This is a genomic window from Niabella sp. CPT15-335-S11 (genome assembly GCF_058792415.1).
Genome location: NZ_JBYTEI010000001.1, coordinates 354,505 through 373,221, shown reverse-complemented (window position 1 = coordinate 373,221; position 18,717 = coordinate 354,505). Strand labels below are relative to the sequence as shown.

General features: G+C 47.1%; 14 protein-coding genes. 12 read left to right on the top strand and 2 right to left on the bottom strand.

What is annotated here, in order from left to right; all coding sequences use genetic code 11:
- Positions 1-45 precede the first annotated feature (45 nt).
- Positions 46-744, top strand: coding sequence for a lipoprotein signal peptidase (locus AC3WS5_RS01600; RefSeq protein WP_492465442.1), 699 nt, complete (start codon positions 46-48; stop codon positions 742-744).
- A 266-nt stretch (positions 745-1,010) separates the two neighbouring features.
- On the opposite strand, the gene fumC is transcribed toward AC3WS5_RS01600, so the two are convergent.
- Positions 1,011-2,408, bottom strand: coding sequence for a class II fumarate hydratase (fumC, locus tag AC3WS5_RS01595; RefSeq protein WP_492465441.1), 1,398 nt, complete (start codon positions 2,406-2,408; stop codon positions 1,011-1,013).
- Positions 2,409-2,704: 296 nt separating this feature from the next.
- Between fumC and epsC the strand changes: the two genes are divergently transcribed.
- Together epsC and cysK are read left to right on the top strand one after the other, a co-directional pair.
- Positions 2,705-3,538 (top strand): serine O-acetyltransferase EpsC, encoded by an 834-nt coding sequence (gene epsC / locus AC3WS5_RS01590; protein WP_492465440.1) that lies wholly within the window; start codon positions 2,705-2,707, stop codon positions 3,536-3,538.
- Between the two features lie 63 nt (positions 3,539-3,601).
- On the top strand, positions 3,602-4,513 hold the full coding sequence (gene cysK, locus AC3WS5_RS01585) for a cysteine synthase A (RefSeq protein WP_492465439.1): 912 nt from the start codon (positions 3,602-3,604) through the stop codon (positions 4,511-4,513).
- Positions 4,514-4,784: 271 nt separating this feature from the next.
- Here the strand turns inward: cysK and ligA are convergent, their stop codons facing one another.
- Positions 4,785-6,887, bottom strand: a complete 2,103-nt coding sequence (ligA, locus tag AC3WS5_RS01580; RefSeq protein ID WP_492465438.1) for an NAD-dependent DNA ligase LigA — start codon at positions 6,885-6,887, stop codon at positions 4,785-4,787.
- A gap of 180 nt (positions 6,888-7,067) precedes the next feature.
- Here ligA and AC3WS5_RS01575 point away from each other — a divergent pair, with 180 nt between their 5' ends.
- The 9 genes from AC3WS5_RS01575 to tsf all read left to right on the top strand — a co-directional run bounded on the left by AC3WS5_RS01575 (position 7,068) and on the right by tsf (position 18,713).
- Positions 7,068-7,760, top strand: a complete 693-nt coding sequence (locus AC3WS5_RS01575) for an NUDIX hydrolase (protein WP_492465437.1) — start codon at positions 7,068-7,070, stop codon at positions 7,758-7,760.
- A 450-nt stretch (positions 7,761-8,210) separates the two neighbouring features.
- Positions 8,211-11,207, top strand: coding sequence for a SusC/RagA family TonB-linked outer membrane protein (locus AC3WS5_RS01570; protein WP_492465436.1), 2,997 nt, complete (start codon positions 8,211-8,213; stop codon positions 11,205-11,207).
- A 29-nt stretch (positions 11,208-11,236) separates the two neighbouring features.
- Positions 11,237-12,793 carry a RagB/SusD family nutrient uptake outer membrane protein gene (locus AC3WS5_RS01565; protein WP_492465435.1) on the top strand — a complete coding sequence of 519 codons (1,557 nt, stop codon included), beginning with the start codon at positions 11,237-11,239 and terminating at the stop codon, positions 12,791-12,793.
- A 178-nt stretch (positions 12,794-12,971) separates the two neighbouring features.
- Entirely contained in the window at positions 12,972-13,826 is an 855-nt protein-coding gene (locus tag AC3WS5_RS01560) for a SusE domain-containing protein (RefSeq protein ID WP_492465434.1), read from the top strand.
- 22 nt (positions 13,827-13,848) lie between these two features.
- The gene (locus AC3WS5_RS01555; RefSeq protein WP_492465433.1) at positions 13,849-15,648 is read left to right on the top strand and encodes a SusE domain-containing protein; all 1,800 of its coding nucleotides are present in this window, start codon (positions 13,849-13,851) and stop codon (positions 15,646-15,648) included.
- A gap of 292 nt (positions 15,649-15,940) precedes the next feature.
- Positions 15,941-16,384 (top strand): 50S ribosomal protein L13, encoded by a 444-nt coding sequence (gene rplM, locus AC3WS5_RS01550; RefSeq protein WP_492465432.1) that lies wholly within the window; start codon positions 15,941-15,943, stop codon positions 16,382-16,384.
- A gap of 31 nt (positions 16,385-16,415) precedes the next feature.
- Positions 16,416-16,805 carry a 30S ribosomal protein S9 gene (gene rpsI, locus AC3WS5_RS01545; protein ID WP_492465431.1) on the top strand — a complete coding sequence of 130 codons (390 nt, stop codon included), beginning with the start codon at positions 16,416-16,418 and terminating at the stop codon, positions 16,803-16,805.
- Positions 16,806-16,886: 81 nt separating this feature from the next.
- The gene (gene rpsB, locus AC3WS5_RS01540) at positions 16,887-17,771 is read left to right on the top strand and encodes a 30S ribosomal protein S2 (RefSeq protein WP_492465430.1); all 885 of its coding nucleotides are present in this window, start codon (positions 16,887-16,889) and stop codon (positions 17,769-17,771) included.
- A 105-nt stretch (positions 17,772-17,876) separates the two neighbouring features.
- Positions 17,877-18,713, top strand: a complete 837-nt coding sequence (gene tsf / locus AC3WS5_RS01535) for a translation elongation factor Ts (protein ID WP_492465429.1) — start codon at positions 17,877-17,879, stop codon at positions 18,711-18,713.
- Positions 18,714-18,717: the final 4 nt, after the last annotated feature.

The window sequence follows — 18,717 nt, the reverse complement described above, 5'->3', positions numbered from 1 at the left end:
CATCCCTTCGCCTACCTTATTATTTACGCTCTATCTTTGTCGGCTATGAAAATGACTAAACTCCGGACTTCTGTTTTGATCATTATCCTGGTCCTTTTGGCGGACCAGGCACTTAAGTTGTACATCAAAACCCATTACCCAATCGGTGAGGTCACCCGGATCTTTGGATGGGACTGGGCAAGGATTCATTTCATAGAAAACAGCGGTATGGCCTGGGGCTGGAAATTCGGAAATGAGGCCGGCAAAGCTGCCCTGACGCTGTTCAGGCTGGCCGCCGTACTTTTTGGAACCTGGTTATTAGTGAAGTTTGCCCGGGAAAAATACTCTACGGGATTCATGGTTTGTATATCGCTGATCTACGCCGGCGCGGCCGGAAACCTGATCGACAGTATGTTCTACGGCATGATATTCGATAAAGGATACCATTTTGAACCCTCGTTTGGAGATTATGTGAGTTATGCTGGTATTGCAACAATTGGGAATGGCGGATATTCCTCCTTTCTTCACGGAAGCGTCGTGGATATGCTTTATTTTCCCATGATCCATTCGCGGTATCCCTCCTGGTTCCCCGTAGTTGGTGGCGATTCTTTTGAATTCTTTGCACCCATTTTCAATATTGCCGATGCAGCCATTTCCACCGGCGTGATCGCCCTGCTGGTCTTTCAGAAGAAATTTCACAAAAAAGAGGAAACTGCGGGAGAGTCAGTTGATGAGCATCCTGTAGCTGAGGCGGATCAAATCTAAAGTTCAGGATATAAAAAAATCCGCTCAGAGAGAGGGGCTCGTAAGCGGAAAATGGTGTTTCCCCGAATATTTTATTATTGATGACTTTCTGGATTCCTTTCGCGCCGTAAAAATAAATTTGTCCGCGACTACTACAAAATTTCGGGCATCACTAATTTAAGTGATGGGGGAATTTTGTTTTAGAGATGGGGGAATTTAGTGACCACAGAGTTAAAAAAAAGGCCGTTCCGGAGAAACAGCCTTCTTTAGTTAACTTGATGATCAGGTCAGATTTTACCGACCATATTGGCGGGAATCACCCATTCATCGAATTCCTTTTCTGTCAGGTAACCCAATTTTACGGCCATTTCTTTTAACGTGGTACCTTCCTTATGTGCCTTTTGTGCGATCTCGGCAGCTTTATAATAACCGATCTTAGGATTCAAAGCAGTTACCAGCATCAATGAATTATCCAGGTGCTTTTTGATATTTGCTTCGATGGGTTCAATTCCAACCGCGCATTTGTCATTGAACGAAACACAACCCTCACCAATCAGTCGGGCGCTGTGCAGGAAGTTGTAGATCATTACGGGTTTAAAGACGTTGAGCTCAAAATGTCCGGTTGCCCCGCCAATATTGATGGCCACATCATTACCCATTACCTGCGCGGCGATCATCGTCAGCGCTTCACACTGGGTAGGATTTACTTTGCCGGGCATGATGGAGGATCCGGGTTCATTATCGGGGATACGAATTTCGCCGATTCCGCTTCGTGGTCCTGAAGAAAGCATTCGGATATCATTCGCGATCTTCATCAGACTGACGGCGACCGTTTTTAACGCGCCATGGGCCTCCACGATGGCATCATGAGCCGCCAGTGATTCAAATTTGTTTTCTGCAGTCCGGAAAGGCAGGCCCGTAAGGTTCGCAATCTCTGCAGCTACCGATACATCGTAGCCGGGGGGTGTGTTGATACCTGTTCCTACGGCGGTCCCGCCAAGGGCAAGTTCGGAAAGATGAGATAAAGAATTGTTGATTGCTTTCAACCCATGGCTCAACTGGGACACATAGCCGCTGATCTCTTGTCCCAGGGTAAGTGGGGTTGCATCCATGAAGTGCGTGCGGCCTATCTTTACCACCTTCATGTAGGCAGTGCTTTTTTCCTGAAGGGTGTCGCGCAGCTTTTCAATACCCGGGATTGTAACTTCCAGGAGCATCTTGTACGCGGCGATATGCATGGCAGTCGGAAATGTGTCATTGCTGCTTTGAGACTTGTTCACGTCATCGTTCGGGTGTAAATATTTTTCTTTGTCTGAAAGGCTGCCTCCCTTCAATACATGACCTCGATAGGCGATCACTTCATTTACATTCATGTTACTCTGGGTGCCGCTGCCGGTCTGCCATACCACCAGCGGGAAAGAATCGTCCAGCTTGCCTTCCAGAATTTCATCGCAGACCTTCCCAATCAGTGAGGCTTTGTCTTCGGGCAATACACCCGCTTTCTGATTTGCCAGGGCGGCTGCTTTTTTCAGGTAGGCAAATGCCCGGATGATTTCAATCGGCATACGGTCGGTATCGCGGGCGATCTTGAAATTTTCAATGGATCGCTGTGTCTGGGCGCCATAGTATGCGTCAATGGGGACTTTCACCTCACCCATTGTGTCTTTTTCAATTCTGTATTCCATAAATAATTAATTTTCGTGGCTGAGTTGCAAAGGTATCACTTAATGAGAAAGTAAAACACGACCTGCGTCAACTGCTCACCGGCCGGTAACAGTTTGCCAGGTGGTCAGAACAAATTGGCGGAACTAATAATGCTTGCCGGGCGGAAAGAACTTCCAAACACAAAAAAATCAGCGCGTTTATATACCTTAACCCAGAATTTACAGTGGCCTGTAATTGATTTTTAGAAAAAAGGGATAACTTCACCGACTTGGTAGGATAATTATACATCGAATTTCCATAGAATGTATAGCTAAATATGTCAACAGAATTCATCAGAAAATTATACGAAAGAAATTCAAGTACCCTGTGTTCATTCCCGGACAAGCGTGTAGTGGCGGCATTTATCGACCAACTATTTCAGTTTTTGTTTTTACCTGCCGGTATTCAACAAAAAACGGAATGGCAACTCCATCGGGAGTTTGAGAAGCTGAAGATCGGCTTTTCAGAAATGCTGTTTGATTATTTGCAGGATGATCAAAAAACCCATGACATCACCGTGCGTTTCTTTACAGCGATACCGGTCCTTCATGAACAACTCATCCATGATGCGGAATCCATCCTTCATTATGATCCCGCGGCAGAGACCCTGGAAGAGGTGCTGGTATCTTATCCTGGATTTTATGCAACAACCGTGTACCGGTTCGCGCATGAGTTGTATAAGTATGAGCTGCCCATTCTTCCGAGATTGTTCACCGAGTATGCGCACAGCAAGACGGGCATCGACATTCATCCGGGAGCAACCATTGGGAATCCATTTTTCATCGACCACGGGACTGGAATTGTCATCGGCGAGACTACGATCATTGGCAACAATGTAAAACTATACCAGGGCGTAACGCTGGGAGCATTGAATGTAGCCAAAGAGCTGTCGGAAATCAAGCGCCATCCGACGATTGAAGATAACGTGGTTATTTATGCGGGATCTACTATTCTTGGCGGGGAGACCGTCGTTGGCCGCGACAGTATCATTGGAGGGAATGTCTGGCTTACTAATAGTGTGCCATCCAATTCAGTCGTTTATCACAAAAGTGAAATTACTGTAAAAGATATGTACCCCCTCAACGAAATAGCGTTAAATTTTGTAATATAAGGCCGACCGCAGGCAGCGCGTGATGCGGCGCCTGAAATTCATTTTTCAACTAACAACAAAACAATGAAAGTAAACAACATCCTGGAAACAATCGGGAACACACCCCATGTAAGAATTAACCGCCTGTTTGACGGCAATCATGAAGTTTGGATCAAACTGGAAAAGGCGAATCCTGCCGGCAGTATCAAGGACAGGATCGGTCTGGCTATGATCGAAGACGCCGAACAAAAAGGACTACTTAAGCCAGATTCAGTAATAATTGAACCGACCAGTGGTAATACGGGTATTGCGCTTGCGATAGCAGCGGCAGTTAAAGGATATAAATTGATATTGGTTATGCCGGAAAGCATGAGCCTGGAAAGAAGAAAGATCATGAGTGCCTATGGTGCTGAGTTTGTACTTACCCAGCGTGAGAAGGGTATGAAAGGTGCTATTGAGAAAGCTCGCGAGTTGGCGGCGGAGCGCCCAAATGCTTGGATTCCGCAGCAGTTTGATAACCCGGCTAATACGGAAATCCACCGGACGACAACGGCCGAAGAAATTGCCAGGGATTTTCCCGAGGGTCTTGATTATGTGATCACCGGTGTTGGAACAGGCGGGCATATCACGGGCATAGCCGAAGTACTGAAGAAAAAATTTCCAAATCTGAAGGTCTTCGCGGTGGAGCCTGATTTGTCTCCGGTTATCGGCGGCGGTGCTCCGGGGCCGCACGCGCTGCAGGGACTGGGTGCCGGATTTATCCCATCGATCTTAAACACTGAAATACTCGATGGGACGATCACAGTTGGGAAAGATGAGTCCTACGAGTATGCGCGGCGGGCGGCAAAAGAAGAAGGCATATTCGGGGGTATTTCAACGGGTGCCGCGCTGGCAGCAGTCGCGAAGAAACTCCCGGAGATACCCGCAGGTTCCAGGGTACTGACCGTTAACTACGATACCGGCGAACGATACCTGAGTGTTGATGGATTGTACTGATAACATTCTTTTTCGAATTTTCCTGAGGTTGGGAGAGGGGTTAAAGAAATCAGTTTACCGGCAGATAGCATAATCGTGTTTGTATATCTAAATCGGCGTAAGCCAACCAATACGGGGAGCAGTAAATCTTTTATTGCTTCCCGTTTTTTTGACAGTATATTATAAAAATAACATGTATGATTATAATATAATATCTAACGTCTAGTATCTAACGTCTAGTATCTAACGTCTAGTATCGATCGTCTAGTATCGATCGTCTAAAATCTAATATCTAGCTCTTCTTTAATAATTTCAGAAACTCTTCCTCGGACAGAATCGTTACTGTATTCAGTTTTCTGGCCTTTTCCAGTTTGCTGCCTGCGTCAGCACCCACTACGAGGTAGTTGAGTTTGGAACTGACGCCGGTAAGTATTTTACCCCCTTGTGCTTCCGCCATTGCTTCAGCATCGCTGCGCTTCAGCGTGGGCAGGGTACCTGTGAACAGGAAGGTCTGCCCTTGAAGACTGCCTCCGGTGGCCGGTCCTTTATTAAGATTGGACATATTTATTCCCAGGCTTTCCAACTCCTGCAACATATGCAGGTTGGAACTGTTGCTGAAAAAATGGACAATACTACCGGCTACTTTCGGGCCGATATCTTCCAGGCTCTGCAGTTCTTCCAGAGAGCGATGCTGAAGATCCAAGAGATGGCTAATACTTTGAGCCAGGACTTTGGCGGTGGTTTCTCCAACGAAACGGATGCCCAGCCCAAATATCAACCGGAACAAAGGTTGTTGCTTACTGTTTAACACAGCTTGCTTCAGGTTTTCAACTGATTTTTTACCAAATCCTTCGAGTGCACCGATCTTATCGAAATCCAATTTATAAATGCCCGGGATATCGATCAGCCATCCCATTTCGTAGAATTTGCGGATATTGGCTTCCCCTAACCCCCGGATGTCCATGGCATCTTTGCTGACATAATGGATCATGCGTTCCACTACCTGCGCCGGACATTCGATGTTAATGCAGCGCCAGGCAGCTTCGCCTTCTTCTTTGAATAGCGGGCTGTTACAAACGGGGCAGTTTTTCGGGAAACTGATGGTAGTTTCATTACCGGTTCGCAATTCAGGCATTGATTTTACGATATAGGGGATCACATCGCCCGCGCGCTCAACCAGCACCGTGTCACCCAGTTTAAGGTCTTTTTCCCGGATGATATCTTCGTTGAAAAGAGATATCGAACTGACTGTAACGCCTCCAATATAGACGGGTTCGATTTTGGCCACCGGCGTGATAGTCCCGGTGCGGCCCACCTGGAAATCCACCTGGAGTAACTTGCTGGTGGCCTGGCGGGCTTTGAATTTAAAAGCGATCGACCAGCGGGGGTGATGGCTGGTCGAGCCCAGTTTTTCCTGCGTGGCAATTTCGTTTACTTTAATCACCATGCCGTCAATTTCAAAGGGAAGGGAATCGCGCTTTTCTTCAAACGCATTGCAAAAGTCCACTACCTGGTGAATATTGTCAAAAATTCCCATTTCATGCACCGGACTTCTGAAACCCAGGTCCCACAGTAGTTGCACGGAACCCTGATGTGTTTTCAGGGGTTCCGGAATTTCTTTTCCAGGGAGGAGGGTGTAATCGCTGATATGATAGACAAAAGCCTCCAGGTTGCGTCGGCGCACTTCTGCCGGATCCTTGATGCGGAGTGTTCCCGTAGCTGCGTTTCTGGGATTTGCCAGCGGTGATAAACCTTTTTCCAGTAGTTCATCATTGTAGCGCTTAAAATTCGTTTTATTGATCAGCACTTCACCCCGGATCTCTATCTGCCGGATGCCAAATCGACTGAACGCTGCGGACAGGGGCAGCGTATGGATCTGCTTAATATTTTGTGTGATATTATCCCCCGAAACGCCATCCCCCCTGGTTGCACCCCGCACCAGTAGGTCGTTTTCATAGATCAGAGAAATGCCGCCACCGTCAAATTTAGGTTCAACGCAATAGGCAATGGTGCCAGTGCCAGCAAGTTGCCTGGCTTTGCGGTCAAAATCCACGAGGTCCTCGCTGTTGTAAGAATTCTCCAGAGAAAGCATGGGGACCAGATGCCGGACGGTCTGAAACTGTCGGGTAAGGCCTTTGGCCACGCGTTGAGTGGGGGAGTCGCTAGTGATCCAGTCAGGATTTTTTTCTTCGGTCCGTTCGAGGAGTTTGTACAATTGGTCGTATTCTCCATCGGAGATCAGGGGGTCATCCAGAATATAATACCTGTATTCGTGGAAGCGCAGCACATCGCGGAGTTCTTTCACCTGGTGTTGATCTGACAGGATGGAGGAGTTGGTTTTTATCATTCTGCGTGAGGCTTCCTGGAGGGCGATGACGGATTCTTTGGAGTACATATTGTTTGAATTGGAATAAAAGTAAAAAAACCGGACAATATACCGAAATCGGGTAAGTGCAGAAGTTGAGGCAGTGGCAGAGATAAAGGCAGGTTAGGTTTATCTGCCGAAGTCAGCGTCAAACAATCGTCTAAAAACTATCCCCTACTTTTGTACCTCATTTTTAAAGGACAGCTATAGATGTTAAAAAATCCGCATTTAAAAACGGCCGAGCTTGAGAAGATCAGTCACCTGGAATACTTTAAGATCGCTGTCTCGGTGGACTGTGTGATCTTCGGGTATGAAGATAAAGAACTAAAAGTGCTCCTGATCCAGAGTGACCTCGAAGAGTTTTCGGGATTGTATTCGCTGTTGGGTGACCTGGTGCGGCCCGATGAAGACCTGGATGCGGCGTCCTATCGGATCCTGAAAGAACGGACTTCTCTGGATGATGTGTTTCTGCAGCAGGTACATACTTTTGGCCGGCTTGAACGTCACCCTTCGGGGCGTGTAGTTACTACTGCCTATTATTCCCTGATCAATATTAACAGCCACAATTTAAAAATCGACCATAACGATCTGAACTGGCATCCTGTAAAAAAAATCCGTAAGCTGGCCTTTGACCATAAAGAGATCCTGGATACCTGTCTCATGAAACTACGGGAGCAGATCATGGAATATCCGATCGTGCACAACCTGCTTCCAAAAAAGTTCTCCCTCCGCGAATTGCAGGAACTCTATGAAGCAATCCTCGGCGTTCCGCTCGACCGGCGGAATTTCAGAAAGAAAATGGCCCTGAAAAACTGGTTGCAGGATCTGGATGAAATGGAGGATAATGTCCCTCATCGGCCGGGAAGGCTCTACCGATTTCGCAAAAAAGTACTGAACGACTAGCTGCAAGACGAATTGCACCTCTTCAATGCCGGCAATGAGATTCTCGTGCTGACGGGACCTGTGTTAGCTGTTCCTCCCTTCTTGAAGGCATTCCGGCACGATGTCCTGCTTATGCCGGGTGGAAGTTTCTCAGTGTCCGGTAGCCAGGCCCATCGTTCATATTCCGGCAGCGTCACGGTAGTGGAGGTTGCTCAGTGTCCGGAAGCCAGGTGGCTGACGAATAATTATAATTGTCGGAATAACACATTATTCTTAAAAAAAGATGCCCGCCATATGCTCTACTAGCCCGGATAATAGACTAATAACCAATCGGATAAAAAAAAGTTAAAATTTTTTTTGGCAATGTGTACTAAATACACAAAGATTCTCCTAATTTTGATTTTGCATTAGTTAATGTGTATGAAGTACACGTTAGTTTTTCATTGACTTAAAAATAAATTTTGTTTGTCTATGTTACACAAAAGATTGTATGTAGCAACGCTTACGCTCTCCTTGACACTGTTGGTGCTGGCCGCGGGTGCTCAAAACAAAGCAGTGAGGGGAACGGTGACAAAGTCGGGCGAAGGAATTCCCTTAATAGGGGTAACTGTTACCGTAAAGGGCACGAATATCGCCACGCAAACCAATGCATCGGGAGTTTATAGCCTGAACGCACCGGCAACAGCCACAACCTTAGTCTTTACATCCGTAGGCTTCGTGACCCTGGAATTGCCCATTTCGGGGGAAACGGTGGACGCTGCCCTGATGCCTTCGATGGCCTCCTTAGAGAATATAGTGATCATTGGCTATGGTTCAGCGAGGAAACGGGATTTGACCGGTTCAATAACACAGGTCACTGCCAAAGATTTCAATAAGGGTCAGAACACTACGCCGGAACAGCTCATAGCGGGTAAAGTTCCAGGGGTACAAATCACATCAAATGGAGGCGCCCCCGGGAGCGGAAGTACGATCAGAATCCGTGGTGGAGCTTCCCTGAACGCCAGTAACGATCCGCTGATCGTAGTGGATGGGGTGCCGCTGGATAACGGTGGTATTTCAGGAGCTGCCAATGCACTGTCGCTGATAAACCCCAATGACATCGAGTCTTTCAATATTTTAAAAGATGCTTCCGCAACCGCTATCTACGGGTCCCGCGCATCAAATGGCGTTATCATCATTACGACTAAAAAAGGTAAAAGCGGCAAGCCAAGGGTGAATTTCAACACCCTCTTCACCGTTTCTAAACTCGCAAAATATTATGACGTACTCTCCGCCGGGCAGTTCCGGGATTTCGTAAACGCACACGGTAATTCAGCGGCAAAAGCACTCCTGGGACAAGCTTCCACTGATTGGCAGAAAGAAATCTATCAGACTGGAATCGGATCAGATAATAATTTGAGCGTTTCCGGTACCTTGCCGGCACTGAGCATGCCTTACAGGGTATCAGTAGGATACCTGAAACAGCAGGGTGTGCTGAAAACTGGTACGCTCGACAGATATTCTGCTGGGATCAACCTGAGTCCGAGCTTTTTAGAGAACCATCTTAAGGTTGATATTAATGCAAAAGGTTCAAGGCAGGATTCCAGGTTCGCCAATCAAGGGGCTATCGGAGGAGCAGTAAACTATGACCCCACTCAACCCGTCAAAACCGGGAATAATAAATATAACGGCTATTACGAATGGCTTGATGCAAGTTCCACCACCGGGCTCAGAGAACAGGCGCCCAGAAACCCTGTAGGCTTACTGATGGACCGGGTTGACAAAGGGACCTCTGACCGCATGGTGGGTAATGTGCAGGTAGACTACAAGTTTCATTTCCTCCCCGAACTTAGGTTAAACCTTAACGCTGGCCTGGATTACGCACACGGATATGGAACCATTGTCGTAAACGAAAACGCGGCCCAGTCTTACCAAAGGTATAAAGACGCTGCAGGGAAACTTCACAGCGGGGTAAATAACCAGTACTCCTCCTTCCGGAACAATTCCGTGTTTGAAGGATACCTGAATTATTTGAAAGAGATCAACGATCACCGGATCGATGTAACGGCCGGTTATGGTTATTATGATTTCCTGACAAGGATTGAGAATTTCCCCGACTACACTTTCGATAAAGTTGCGGTAACAACCCCGAATTTTCCCCAGAACAAACCCCAGTACACGATGGTCTCCTATTATGGCCGTATCAATTATGGTTATAAAGGAAAGTACCTGGTTACGGCCGCTCTGCGTCGGGATGGATCTTCAAAATTTGCCCCTGAGAACCGGTGGGGTCTTTTCCCCTCCGGCGCACTGGCATGGCGGATCAAAGAAGAGGATTTCCTGAAGAACTCGAGAGTTGTATCGGATCTGAAATTAAGACTCGGCTATGGCGTTACCGGCCAGCAGGACGGAATTCCCTACTATGATTATATTTCTTACTACAACCTGAGTTCAACCACGGCGCAATATCAGCTTGGTGATAAATTTTATCAGTTGTACAGACCGGGCGCCTACTATTATGGTAGAAAATGGGAGCAGACAGCAACCTATAATATCGGGATAGACTATGGATTTGACGATAACCGCATCAACGGAAGTGTAGACTTTTATTATAAGAAGACATCAGACCTGCTGAATGAGATCACACAGTCTGCAGGTTCTAATTTCAGCAACAGGGTGGTGGCCAATATCGGTAACATGGAAAACAAGGGGGTTGAAGTCGTGATCAACACAGTTCCAGTCAGAACTCAGGACCTTACCTGGAACTTCAATTTCAATTTCACCTATAATGAAAATAAGATCACAAAACTTACCGTGTTGGATGATCCCAATTATCTGGGTGTACCCGTTGGAGGTATATCGGGCGGTGTGGGCAGCAATATTCAGATCCACTCCGTTGGTTATCCCAGGGCCTCCTTCTTTGTATTGAAGCAGGTTTATGATCAGGCTACCGGGAAACCAATTGAAGGCCTGTTCATGGACAGGAACAGGGATGGGATTATTAATGACAATGATTTCTACCATTTCTTTAATCCGGATCCAAAAGTTTTCATGGGCATCAACTCCGATGTGAACTATAAAAGGTTATCTGCAGGATTCTCCATGAGAGCCAATATTGGAAATTACGTGTATAATAATATTGCTTCCTCATCAGGTACGGTTCGCAACATTATCAACCCGCTAAGCTATCTCAATAACGGATCAACAGATGTGCTCTATACTGGATTCATGGGTGATGGTGACAAAACGAAATTCTCGGATTACTATATGGAAAACGCATCTTTCCTGAGAATGGATAATGTCTTTGTGGGTTACAGCTTTGGCAAAGTGCTGCGCGACAAAGCTAATCTCAGACTGAATGCCAATGTCCAAAACGTATTTACCGTTACAAAATACAAAGGACTTGATCCGGAGATTCCGTCGGGGATTGACAATAATTTCTATCCAAGACCCAGAATTTACGGAATTGGATTAAACCTCGATTTCTAATTAAACCTACTATTTAATATATGGCAAATATGAAAAAGAATTTGATCATAATTGTGGGAGCGGTACTTGGATTGATGGCCTGCCAGAAGAACCTGGACCGTTTTCCTACGAACGACGTGACTTCGGCCACTGTCTACAGCACGACCGACGGGTATCTGAAAGCAGCGGCTAAAGTATATGGAGCGTTTGCGCTTACCGGTAACGAAGGCCCGGCTGGTAACAAGGATGTGCAGGGGATAGATGAAGGTTTTTCTGATTTTCTCCGGCTCTTTTGGAAGGCGCAGGAACTAAGCACGGATGAAGCGGTTATCGCCTGGGGTGACGCCGGCATTCAGGATTTCCATAATATGAACTGGTCATCCAGTAACGATTTTTTGACCGGTTTGTACTATCGCAGTATGTTCCAGATCACGCTGGCTAATGATTTTATTCGTCAGGCGGCTGACGATAAACTTTCATCAAGAGGTATCACGGGGGCAGACGCTACAAAAATTGTAAGCTTCCGGAATGAAGCCAGGTTCCTGAGGGCTTATCAATACTGGGTATTGATGGATCTCTACGGTAACCCTCCCTTCGTCGATGAAACTTACCAGATTGGATCCGGGGTGCTGCCGAAACAAATTAAACGCGCCGAATTGTTCACCTACGTTGAGAAAGAATTAAAAGCATTGGAGAGCCTGCTTCCAAACCCGAAAACGAATGAATATGGCCGGGCCGACAAAGCCGCAGTATGGGCATTGCTAGCCCGTTTATATTTGAATGCAGAGGTGTATACAGGTACTGCCAGGTGGAATGATGCTCTAACTTATTCCAAAAAAGTGATCGATGCAGGCTATAGCCTCATACCCAATTACACCAACCTGATGCGGGCTGATAACAACAAAAATACCAGTGAGTTTATTCTTACCATTAATTACGACGGTAAGAAAACCCAGACCTGGGGTGGTACTACTTTCCTGACCCACGCGGCAGTGGGTGGTAGCATGCCGGCATCCGCCTTTGGCATCAACGGAGGATGGGGCGGAACCCGCACCACGAAAGCGCTTGTTAAATTGTTTGGAGACGGAGATAGCCGCGCGCAGTTTTATACCCAGGGTCAGAGCCTTGAGATCACCGACCAGACTAAATTTACCGATGGGTATGCGATAACAAAGTATAAAAATATCACCATGGCGGGAACTCCAGGCAGTGATCAGACTTTCACCGATATCGATTTCCCGATTTTCAGGCTGGCGGAGCAATACCTTATCTACGCTGAAGCTACGAAGAGGGGAGCCGGCGGCGATGCAACACTGGCACTGAATTATATAAACCTGTTAAGAACCCGGGCCGGAGCCCCTACTGTTTCTGCCGTAGATCTGACACCAGATTTTATCCTGGATGAAAGGGCGAGAGAATTGTATTGGGAAGGATTCCGGCGTACGGATCTGATCCGGTATAAAAAATTCACCACTTCGGCATATTTGTGGCCATGGAAAGGCGGCGCGTCAGGTGGTACGTCGGTAGCGGATTACAGGAACCTGTATCCCATCCCGGCAACAGATAAGAATGCGAACACAAACCTGACACAAAACCCGGGCTATTAATTTGGAACGCATGAAATATAAACAGTCTGGAAAAAAGTATTCATTGTCTTGTCCGGCAATCGCTATCATGGATCATGGTGCATTGGCTGTCTGCCATGTCATTGCAGGGTAATCCTTCAGGCGGCAGTTGACCAGCCGGTAAAAATGTAAACGAAAGAGACGTCAAAAAATAATACACATGAAAAGATCATATATATTAATATTCCTGGTTTCAGTTGCTGCGATCAGCTTTGTCTCCTGCAAGAAGGCGGAGAACAAGTTATTGTATGAGGGCGGAACCAATCCGAAGCTGACAGCATCGAAGGCCGGGCCCCTGGTGTTCTTAAAGTCTGCAGCATCTGATGTAGCACTTACCATGAACTGGACTAACCCGAATTATGCATTCAATACCGGGGTCAACTCAATGAATGTGAGCTACATCCTGGAAATGGATCAGGCGGGATCCAATTTTTCCAGCCCCAGCAGGGCACAGGTCTCCATGGGTTCAGATCTGCTAAAAAACTTTACGACCAAAGAATTGAATACCATGATGAATACTATGGAATTAAAGGCAGGTACGGCCTATAACATGGAGTTCAGGCTAAAATCGACCTTGGGCGCTGCCGTTCCATTATATTCAAATGTGCTGAAGATCACGATGACGCCATACCTTGATTTTGCGGTGGAACCACCCGGCACAGCGGCTAATAATTACCTGGATGGCAACCTGTGGGTAGTTGGAGATGCGTTTGCATCAGGATGGTCGAACCCGCTTCCGGCACCGTATGATGTGAGCCAGAAGTTTACGCGTATCGATGTCCTGCATTACGAGCTGACCGTGCCATTTAAAGGCGGTGGTGGTTATAAGATGATCCAGGAGCAGGGTGTATGGGGTACACAATACCACGCGCTGGACGGATCGCAGTCCGCAGCGTTGTCCGGTTCCTTTGAGAAGAAAGATTCGGATCCACAATTCCCCGGTCCGGCTGCAGCAGGTACCTACAAGATACAAGTGAATTTCCAAACCGGTAAGTACACGCTCACCAAACAATAAACAGACTCAACCAAAAAAAAATATGAAAAATATTTTAAAATACATTTCATTCCTACTTGCTGCCGGCGTTGTCTTGAATGCCTGCCAAAAGGCTGAAGTATTGCCGTATTACGCGTCAGGAACTGATATAGCGCTTCAGGCATCTTCCACAACGGTTAAGCCTGCTGCGGCAGACAGCCTGAACAAAGTACTTACGCTTTCATGGTCGGATCCACATTTCGCGACCGACAGTTCTACCTATAAGTTTGTAGTGGAGATAGCACCCACCGGTACCAATTTTGCCTTGCCGGCAACATATACAGTTAATGGGGCAAAGTCGATTTCATTTACCGGAAATGAGATCAACAAGATCCTATCAGCGGCAGGAGTACCAGTCAATGGTGCAAAGGATTTTGATGTACGGGTAAAAGGATCGTATGCAAATAATAATGATCTGAAGCTTTCGAATGTAGTTAAGATCAATGCGACCTCTTTCGCGGTGCCGATCAAACTGACAGCATCCTCTACAAACGCGTTGGTACTGGATGTGAAGAATGCAACCAGCCAGGCTGTTGGCTTCACCTGGAACAGCAGCCCTTATGGAGCCACGACTGTCAATTACATGCTCCAGATTGACCAGGCCGGTAACAATTTCGCAGCGCCACAGAAAATAAAGATCGATAAGGGACTCAGTTCATCCATTACGGTGAACGATCTAAACAATGCGGCCATCGCGGCAGGTGTGTTGGGAGGTTCAACGAAAAACCTGGAGTTCCGGGTAGTGAGTTATACTGATGCGAACTACACGCAACAGATGGTTATTTCAAATCTAGTTACCATCAACGTCACCACCTTTACGCCGGTGCCGCCCGCTTTATATATAGTAGGTGATGCCACGCCAGGTGGCTGGAGTAACCCGGTTCCCGTGCCTTCACAGCAATTTACACGGATTGATGCGGTTTCCTATGGAATTGTTATTAACCTGACTGCTGGAAAGAGCTATTTACTGCTGCCGGTTAACGGCGACTGGGGCCACAAATACGGGGGCGCCAGTGCTACAGGAGGTACACTCCTGGCAGATGGTGCAGTTCCGGGTTCCAATACGCCGGCGCCGGCTACTTCAGGCACTTACAAGATCGTTGTGAACTTCCAGACGGGCACCTATACGGTTACGCCCGTAACGGTCAACATTCCGGCGAACTTATTTATCGTAGGGGATGCTACTGACGGAGGTTGGGCCAATCCGGTTCCTGTTCCGGCACAACAGTTCACCCGGATCGATGCAACTACATTCGGCCTTATCACAAAGCTGACTGCAGGAAAGAGCTACTTGTTCCTGCCGGTGAACGGAGATTGGAGTCATAAATTCGGTGGTGCCAGCGCCACTGGCGGCACCCTGCTTGCAGACGGCGACGTACCGGGCTCCAATACACCGGCACCTGCTACAACAGGAATGTACCAGATTCTCGTGAACTTCCTGACCAATACTTATACAGTAACGCCATTTACTGGAACGCTGCCAGTTCCGCAGGAACTCTATATCGTGGGTGATGCCACACCAGGCGGATGGAATAATCCGGTTCCTGTACCACAGCAGAAATTCTCCAGGATTAACCTGACTGACTTCCAGCTCCGGATTGATCTGACAGCGGGCAAGAGCTACCTGCTGCTGCCGGTCAATGGCAGTTGGGATCATAAATATGGCGGTACCGGCGCCATGAGCGGAGACATCCTGGTGGACGGCGCCGTTCCGGGTTCGAATACACCAGCACCGGCCGTATCAGGAACTTATCTCATTGATGTGAATTTTGCTACTGGGAAATACACCCTCACTAAGCAATAGTTGGTTTTTCAAGAGGTCTGAAAAGCTGTCCCGTCCGGGGCAGCTTTTATTTTAGAAACGGTCAACCAACAGGATCAACATATCAGCAAATTCCTGCAATTGTTGCCGTCATTAAAAAATTAAGTCAAAACTTTTACTGATAATCAACATATTATGAGAGTGTGTGTAAAAATTTGTTGATTTTCTCCTTGTTTATTGCTATTTCTATCCCTACCTTTGCGCTCCTTTACTCAGGTTAACTGAAAAAGGCCGGGGGATAGCCCGGTAATTTTTAAACAAAGAAAACTTAGCAATGAGCAAACAACATTTTAGCACCAAACATGCCAATGCGGCTACCGTACAGCGTAACTGGTACGTTGTGGACGGTACTAATCAAACCGTGGGTCGCATGTCCGCCAAAATTGCCGCCATGCTGCGCGGTAAACACAAGGCGTCCTACACCCCTCACGTGGACACGGGTGATTTTATCATCGTGATCAACTGTGAAAAAGTAAAATTCAGCGGTAACAAGATGGATCAAAAGGTTTATGACACTTTTAGCGGATACCCCGGTGGCCGTAAGGAGGAACTGGCCGTTGATCTGATCAGACGCCGCCCCGAAGTGATCGTCGAAAGAGCCGTAAAGGGTATGTTACCTAAGAACCGCCTGGGCCGGAAAATGTACAAGAAATTATTTGTCTATGTAGGCGGTAGCCACCCGCACACGGCACAGCAACCCAAGGAATTAACTTTTTAACTGAATCGCATTTAGCATTAACATATATAATATGGAAAAACAAAAAAATGCTGTTGGACGCCGTAAAGAAGCCGTAACACGGGTTTTTCTTTCCAAAGGCACTGGTGCTATCACCATCAACAGTAAGGACTATAAAATCTATTTTCCCCTCGTTTATCTGCAAAACCAGGTGGAACGCCCCCTAAAGGCCGTGGAAGCTGCTGATAAATTCGATATCAAAATCACCGCCAGCGGTGGCGGCGTAAAAGGTCAGGCTGAAGCTGCCATGCTCGGTATCGCCCGTGCCCTGGTGGAGCAAAACGCTGAACTGCGCCCGCTGCTGAAGGCTGCCGGACTCCTGAAAAGGGATCCACGCTCCGTTGAGCGCAAGAAATTTGGTCATAAAAAAGCGAGGAAGAGCTACCAGTTCTCTAAAAGGTAATCAATGGTCGTTCTTATGCTATTTAAAAGAACGGCTCAAGCGTCGCTTTGAACAACTCACTAAAAATTTCAAATCCAAGAAATGGAAAATAACAATACATCTTTACAACAGCAGCTCCTGGATGCCGGCGTACATTTCGGTCACCTGAAGAAGAAATGGAACCCCAAGATGCTGCCTTATATCTTCGCTGAAAAGAAAGGTATTCATATCATCGATCTGAATAAAACGGTAGAGTGCCTGCAGGAAACAGCGGCAGCAATGAAACAGATCGCCCGCAGCGGTAAAAAGATCCTTTTTGTTGGCACAAAAAAACAAGCCAAGGATATTGTTACTGAATCTGCTCAGAAAGTGGGCATGCCTTATGTTACCGAGCGCTGGCTGGGTGGTATGCTGACGAATTTCAATACCGTACGCAAATCTGTAAAAAAGATGCAGAGTATTGAAAAAATGCTGGCTGACGGATCACTGGACAGCATCACCAAAAAAGAACGCCTGACCCTGAGCCGCGATAAAGACAAGATGGAAAAGGTACTGGGAGGGATTGCCCAACTGGGACGCGTTCCGGCTGCTTTGTTCATCGTGGATATTGGTCATGAACATATCGCACTGGCTGAAGCAAAACGCCTGAATGTAACTACTTTCGGCGTGGTTGACACTAACTGTGATCCTAATAAAGTGGATTTCGCCATTCCTGCAAATGATGACGCTACCAAATCTATCGCCATCGTAGTGAACTATATCACGGCAGCGATCGCAGAGGGACTGGCAGAAAGACAAGCAGCGAAAGACGAAGAGCAGGAAGATAATTTCAGCGACGAGAAAGAAAAACAAGCCGCAAAAATCCAGGCCGAAGCAGAAGCAGAGGGCGGACGTCAATCCCGCGGATCCCGCGGACCAGGCGGTCAACGTCGCAGGACCCCAACCGGTGGCGGTGGCGGCAGACCAGGCGGCGCTCCCAGAAGATAACACGCGCTGGCGAACGGCAACAGGGCTGGACTGAAATAGCCATGATCTGAATGTAAGCGGACCGGGACAGATCGTTCCGTATCCCGAAACCTAAAAATATATAATATGTCAACAGTAACTATTACCGTACAGGATATTAATAAACTGCGCCAGGCAACTGGCGCCGGCATGATGGACTGCCGTAAAGCTTTAATGGAAACCAATGGCGATTTTGAAGCTGCCATCGACTGGCTGCGTAAACAAGGACAAAAAGTAGCTGCAAAAAGAGGCGATAAAGAAGCCAAAGAAGGCGTGGTTATTGCCCAGACGACCAGCGATCATAAATCAGGTATTGTGGTTTGTGTAAGTTGCGAAACAGATTTCGTGTCGAAGAATGAGGAGTTTGTCGCTTTCGTACAAAGCATTGCTGATGCAGCCATCAGCAATAATGTAAATAGCCTGGACGAACTGAACGAAGTGGTTGTAAATGGCTTAAAAGTAAGTGAACTGATCAATGAAAAATTGGCAACCATCGGTGAAAAAATCGGCCTGACCAAATTTCAAAGAGTAAATGCACCTTTCGTTTCATCTTATATTCACGGGGCCTACCGGATCGGTGTGCTGGTGGGATTGAATAAGGAAGCCGATGAGGTGGGTAAGAACGTAGCTATGCAGGTGGCTGCTCTAAGCCCGGTTGCTGTGGATGCAGCAAGTGTTCCCGCTGAAGTCATCGAACGCGAGAAAAACGTTATCATGGATATCATGAAACAGGATCCGAAGATGGCAGGGAAGCCCGATGAAATGCTGTCAAAGATCGCAGAAGGTAAGCTGGGCGCATTCTTCAAAGAACAAACCCTGGTTGCACAGTCTTACGTGAAAGACAGTTCCAAGTCTGTAGGCGATTACCTCCACGAAAGCGGAGACGTTAAGGTACAGGAATTTGTACGTGTGGCTTTAGGCTAAGCCG

Excerpts from the sequence above, each read along its gene's own strand:
- tsf (WP_492465429.1), top strand. The coding sequence starts at position 17,877 with ATGTCAACAGTAACTATTACCGTACAGGATATTAATAAACTGCGCCAG.
- fumC (WP_492465441.1), bottom strand. The coding sequence starts at position 2,408 with ATGGAATACAGAATTGAAAAAGACACAATGGGTGAGGTGAAAGTCCCC.
- AC3WS5_RS01555 (WP_492465433.1), top strand. The coding sequence starts at position 13,849 with ATGAAAAATATTTTAAAATACATTTCATTCCTACTTGCTGCCGGCGTT.
- AC3WS5_RS01570 (WP_492465436.1), top strand. The coding sequence starts at position 8,211 with ATGTTACACAAAAGATTGTATGTAGCAACGCTTACGCTCTCCTTGACA.
- rpsB (WP_492465430.1), top strand. The coding sequence starts at position 16,887 with ATGGAAAATAACAATACATCTTTACAACAGCAGCTCCTGGATGCCGGC.
- AC3WS5_RS01600 (WP_492465442.1), top strand. The coding sequence starts at position 46 with ATGAAAATGACTAAACTCCGGACTTCTGTTTTGATCATTATCCTGGTC.
- AC3WS5_RS01565 (WP_492465435.1), top strand. The coding sequence starts at position 11,237 with ATGAAAAAGAATTTGATCATAATTGTGGGAGCGGTACTTGGATTGATG.
- ligA (WP_492465438.1), bottom strand. The coding sequence starts at position 6,887 with ATGTACTCCAAAGAATCCGTCATCGCCCTCCAGGAAGCCTCACGCAGA.
- epsC (WP_492465440.1), top strand. The coding sequence starts at position 2,705 with ATGTCAACAGAATTCATCAGAAAATTATACGAAAGAAATTCAAGTACC.
- AC3WS5_RS01560 (WP_492465434.1), top strand. The coding sequence starts at position 12,972 with ATGAAAAGATCATATATATTAATATTCCTGGTTTCAGTTGCTGCGATC.
- AC3WS5_RS01575 (WP_492465437.1), top strand. The coding sequence starts at position 7,068 with ATGTTAAAAAATCCGCATTTAAAAACGGCCGAGCTTGAGAAGATCAGT.
- cysK (WP_492465439.1), top strand. The coding sequence starts at position 3,602 with ATGAAAGTAAACAACATCCTGGAAACAATCGGGAACACACCCCATGTA.
- rplM (WP_492465432.1), top strand. The coding sequence starts at position 15,941 with ATGAGCAAACAACATTTTAGCACCAAACATGCCAATGCGGCTACCGTA.
- rpsI (WP_492465431.1), top strand. The coding sequence starts at position 16,416 with ATGGAAAAACAAAAAAATGCTGTTGGACGCCGTAAAGAAGCCGTAACA.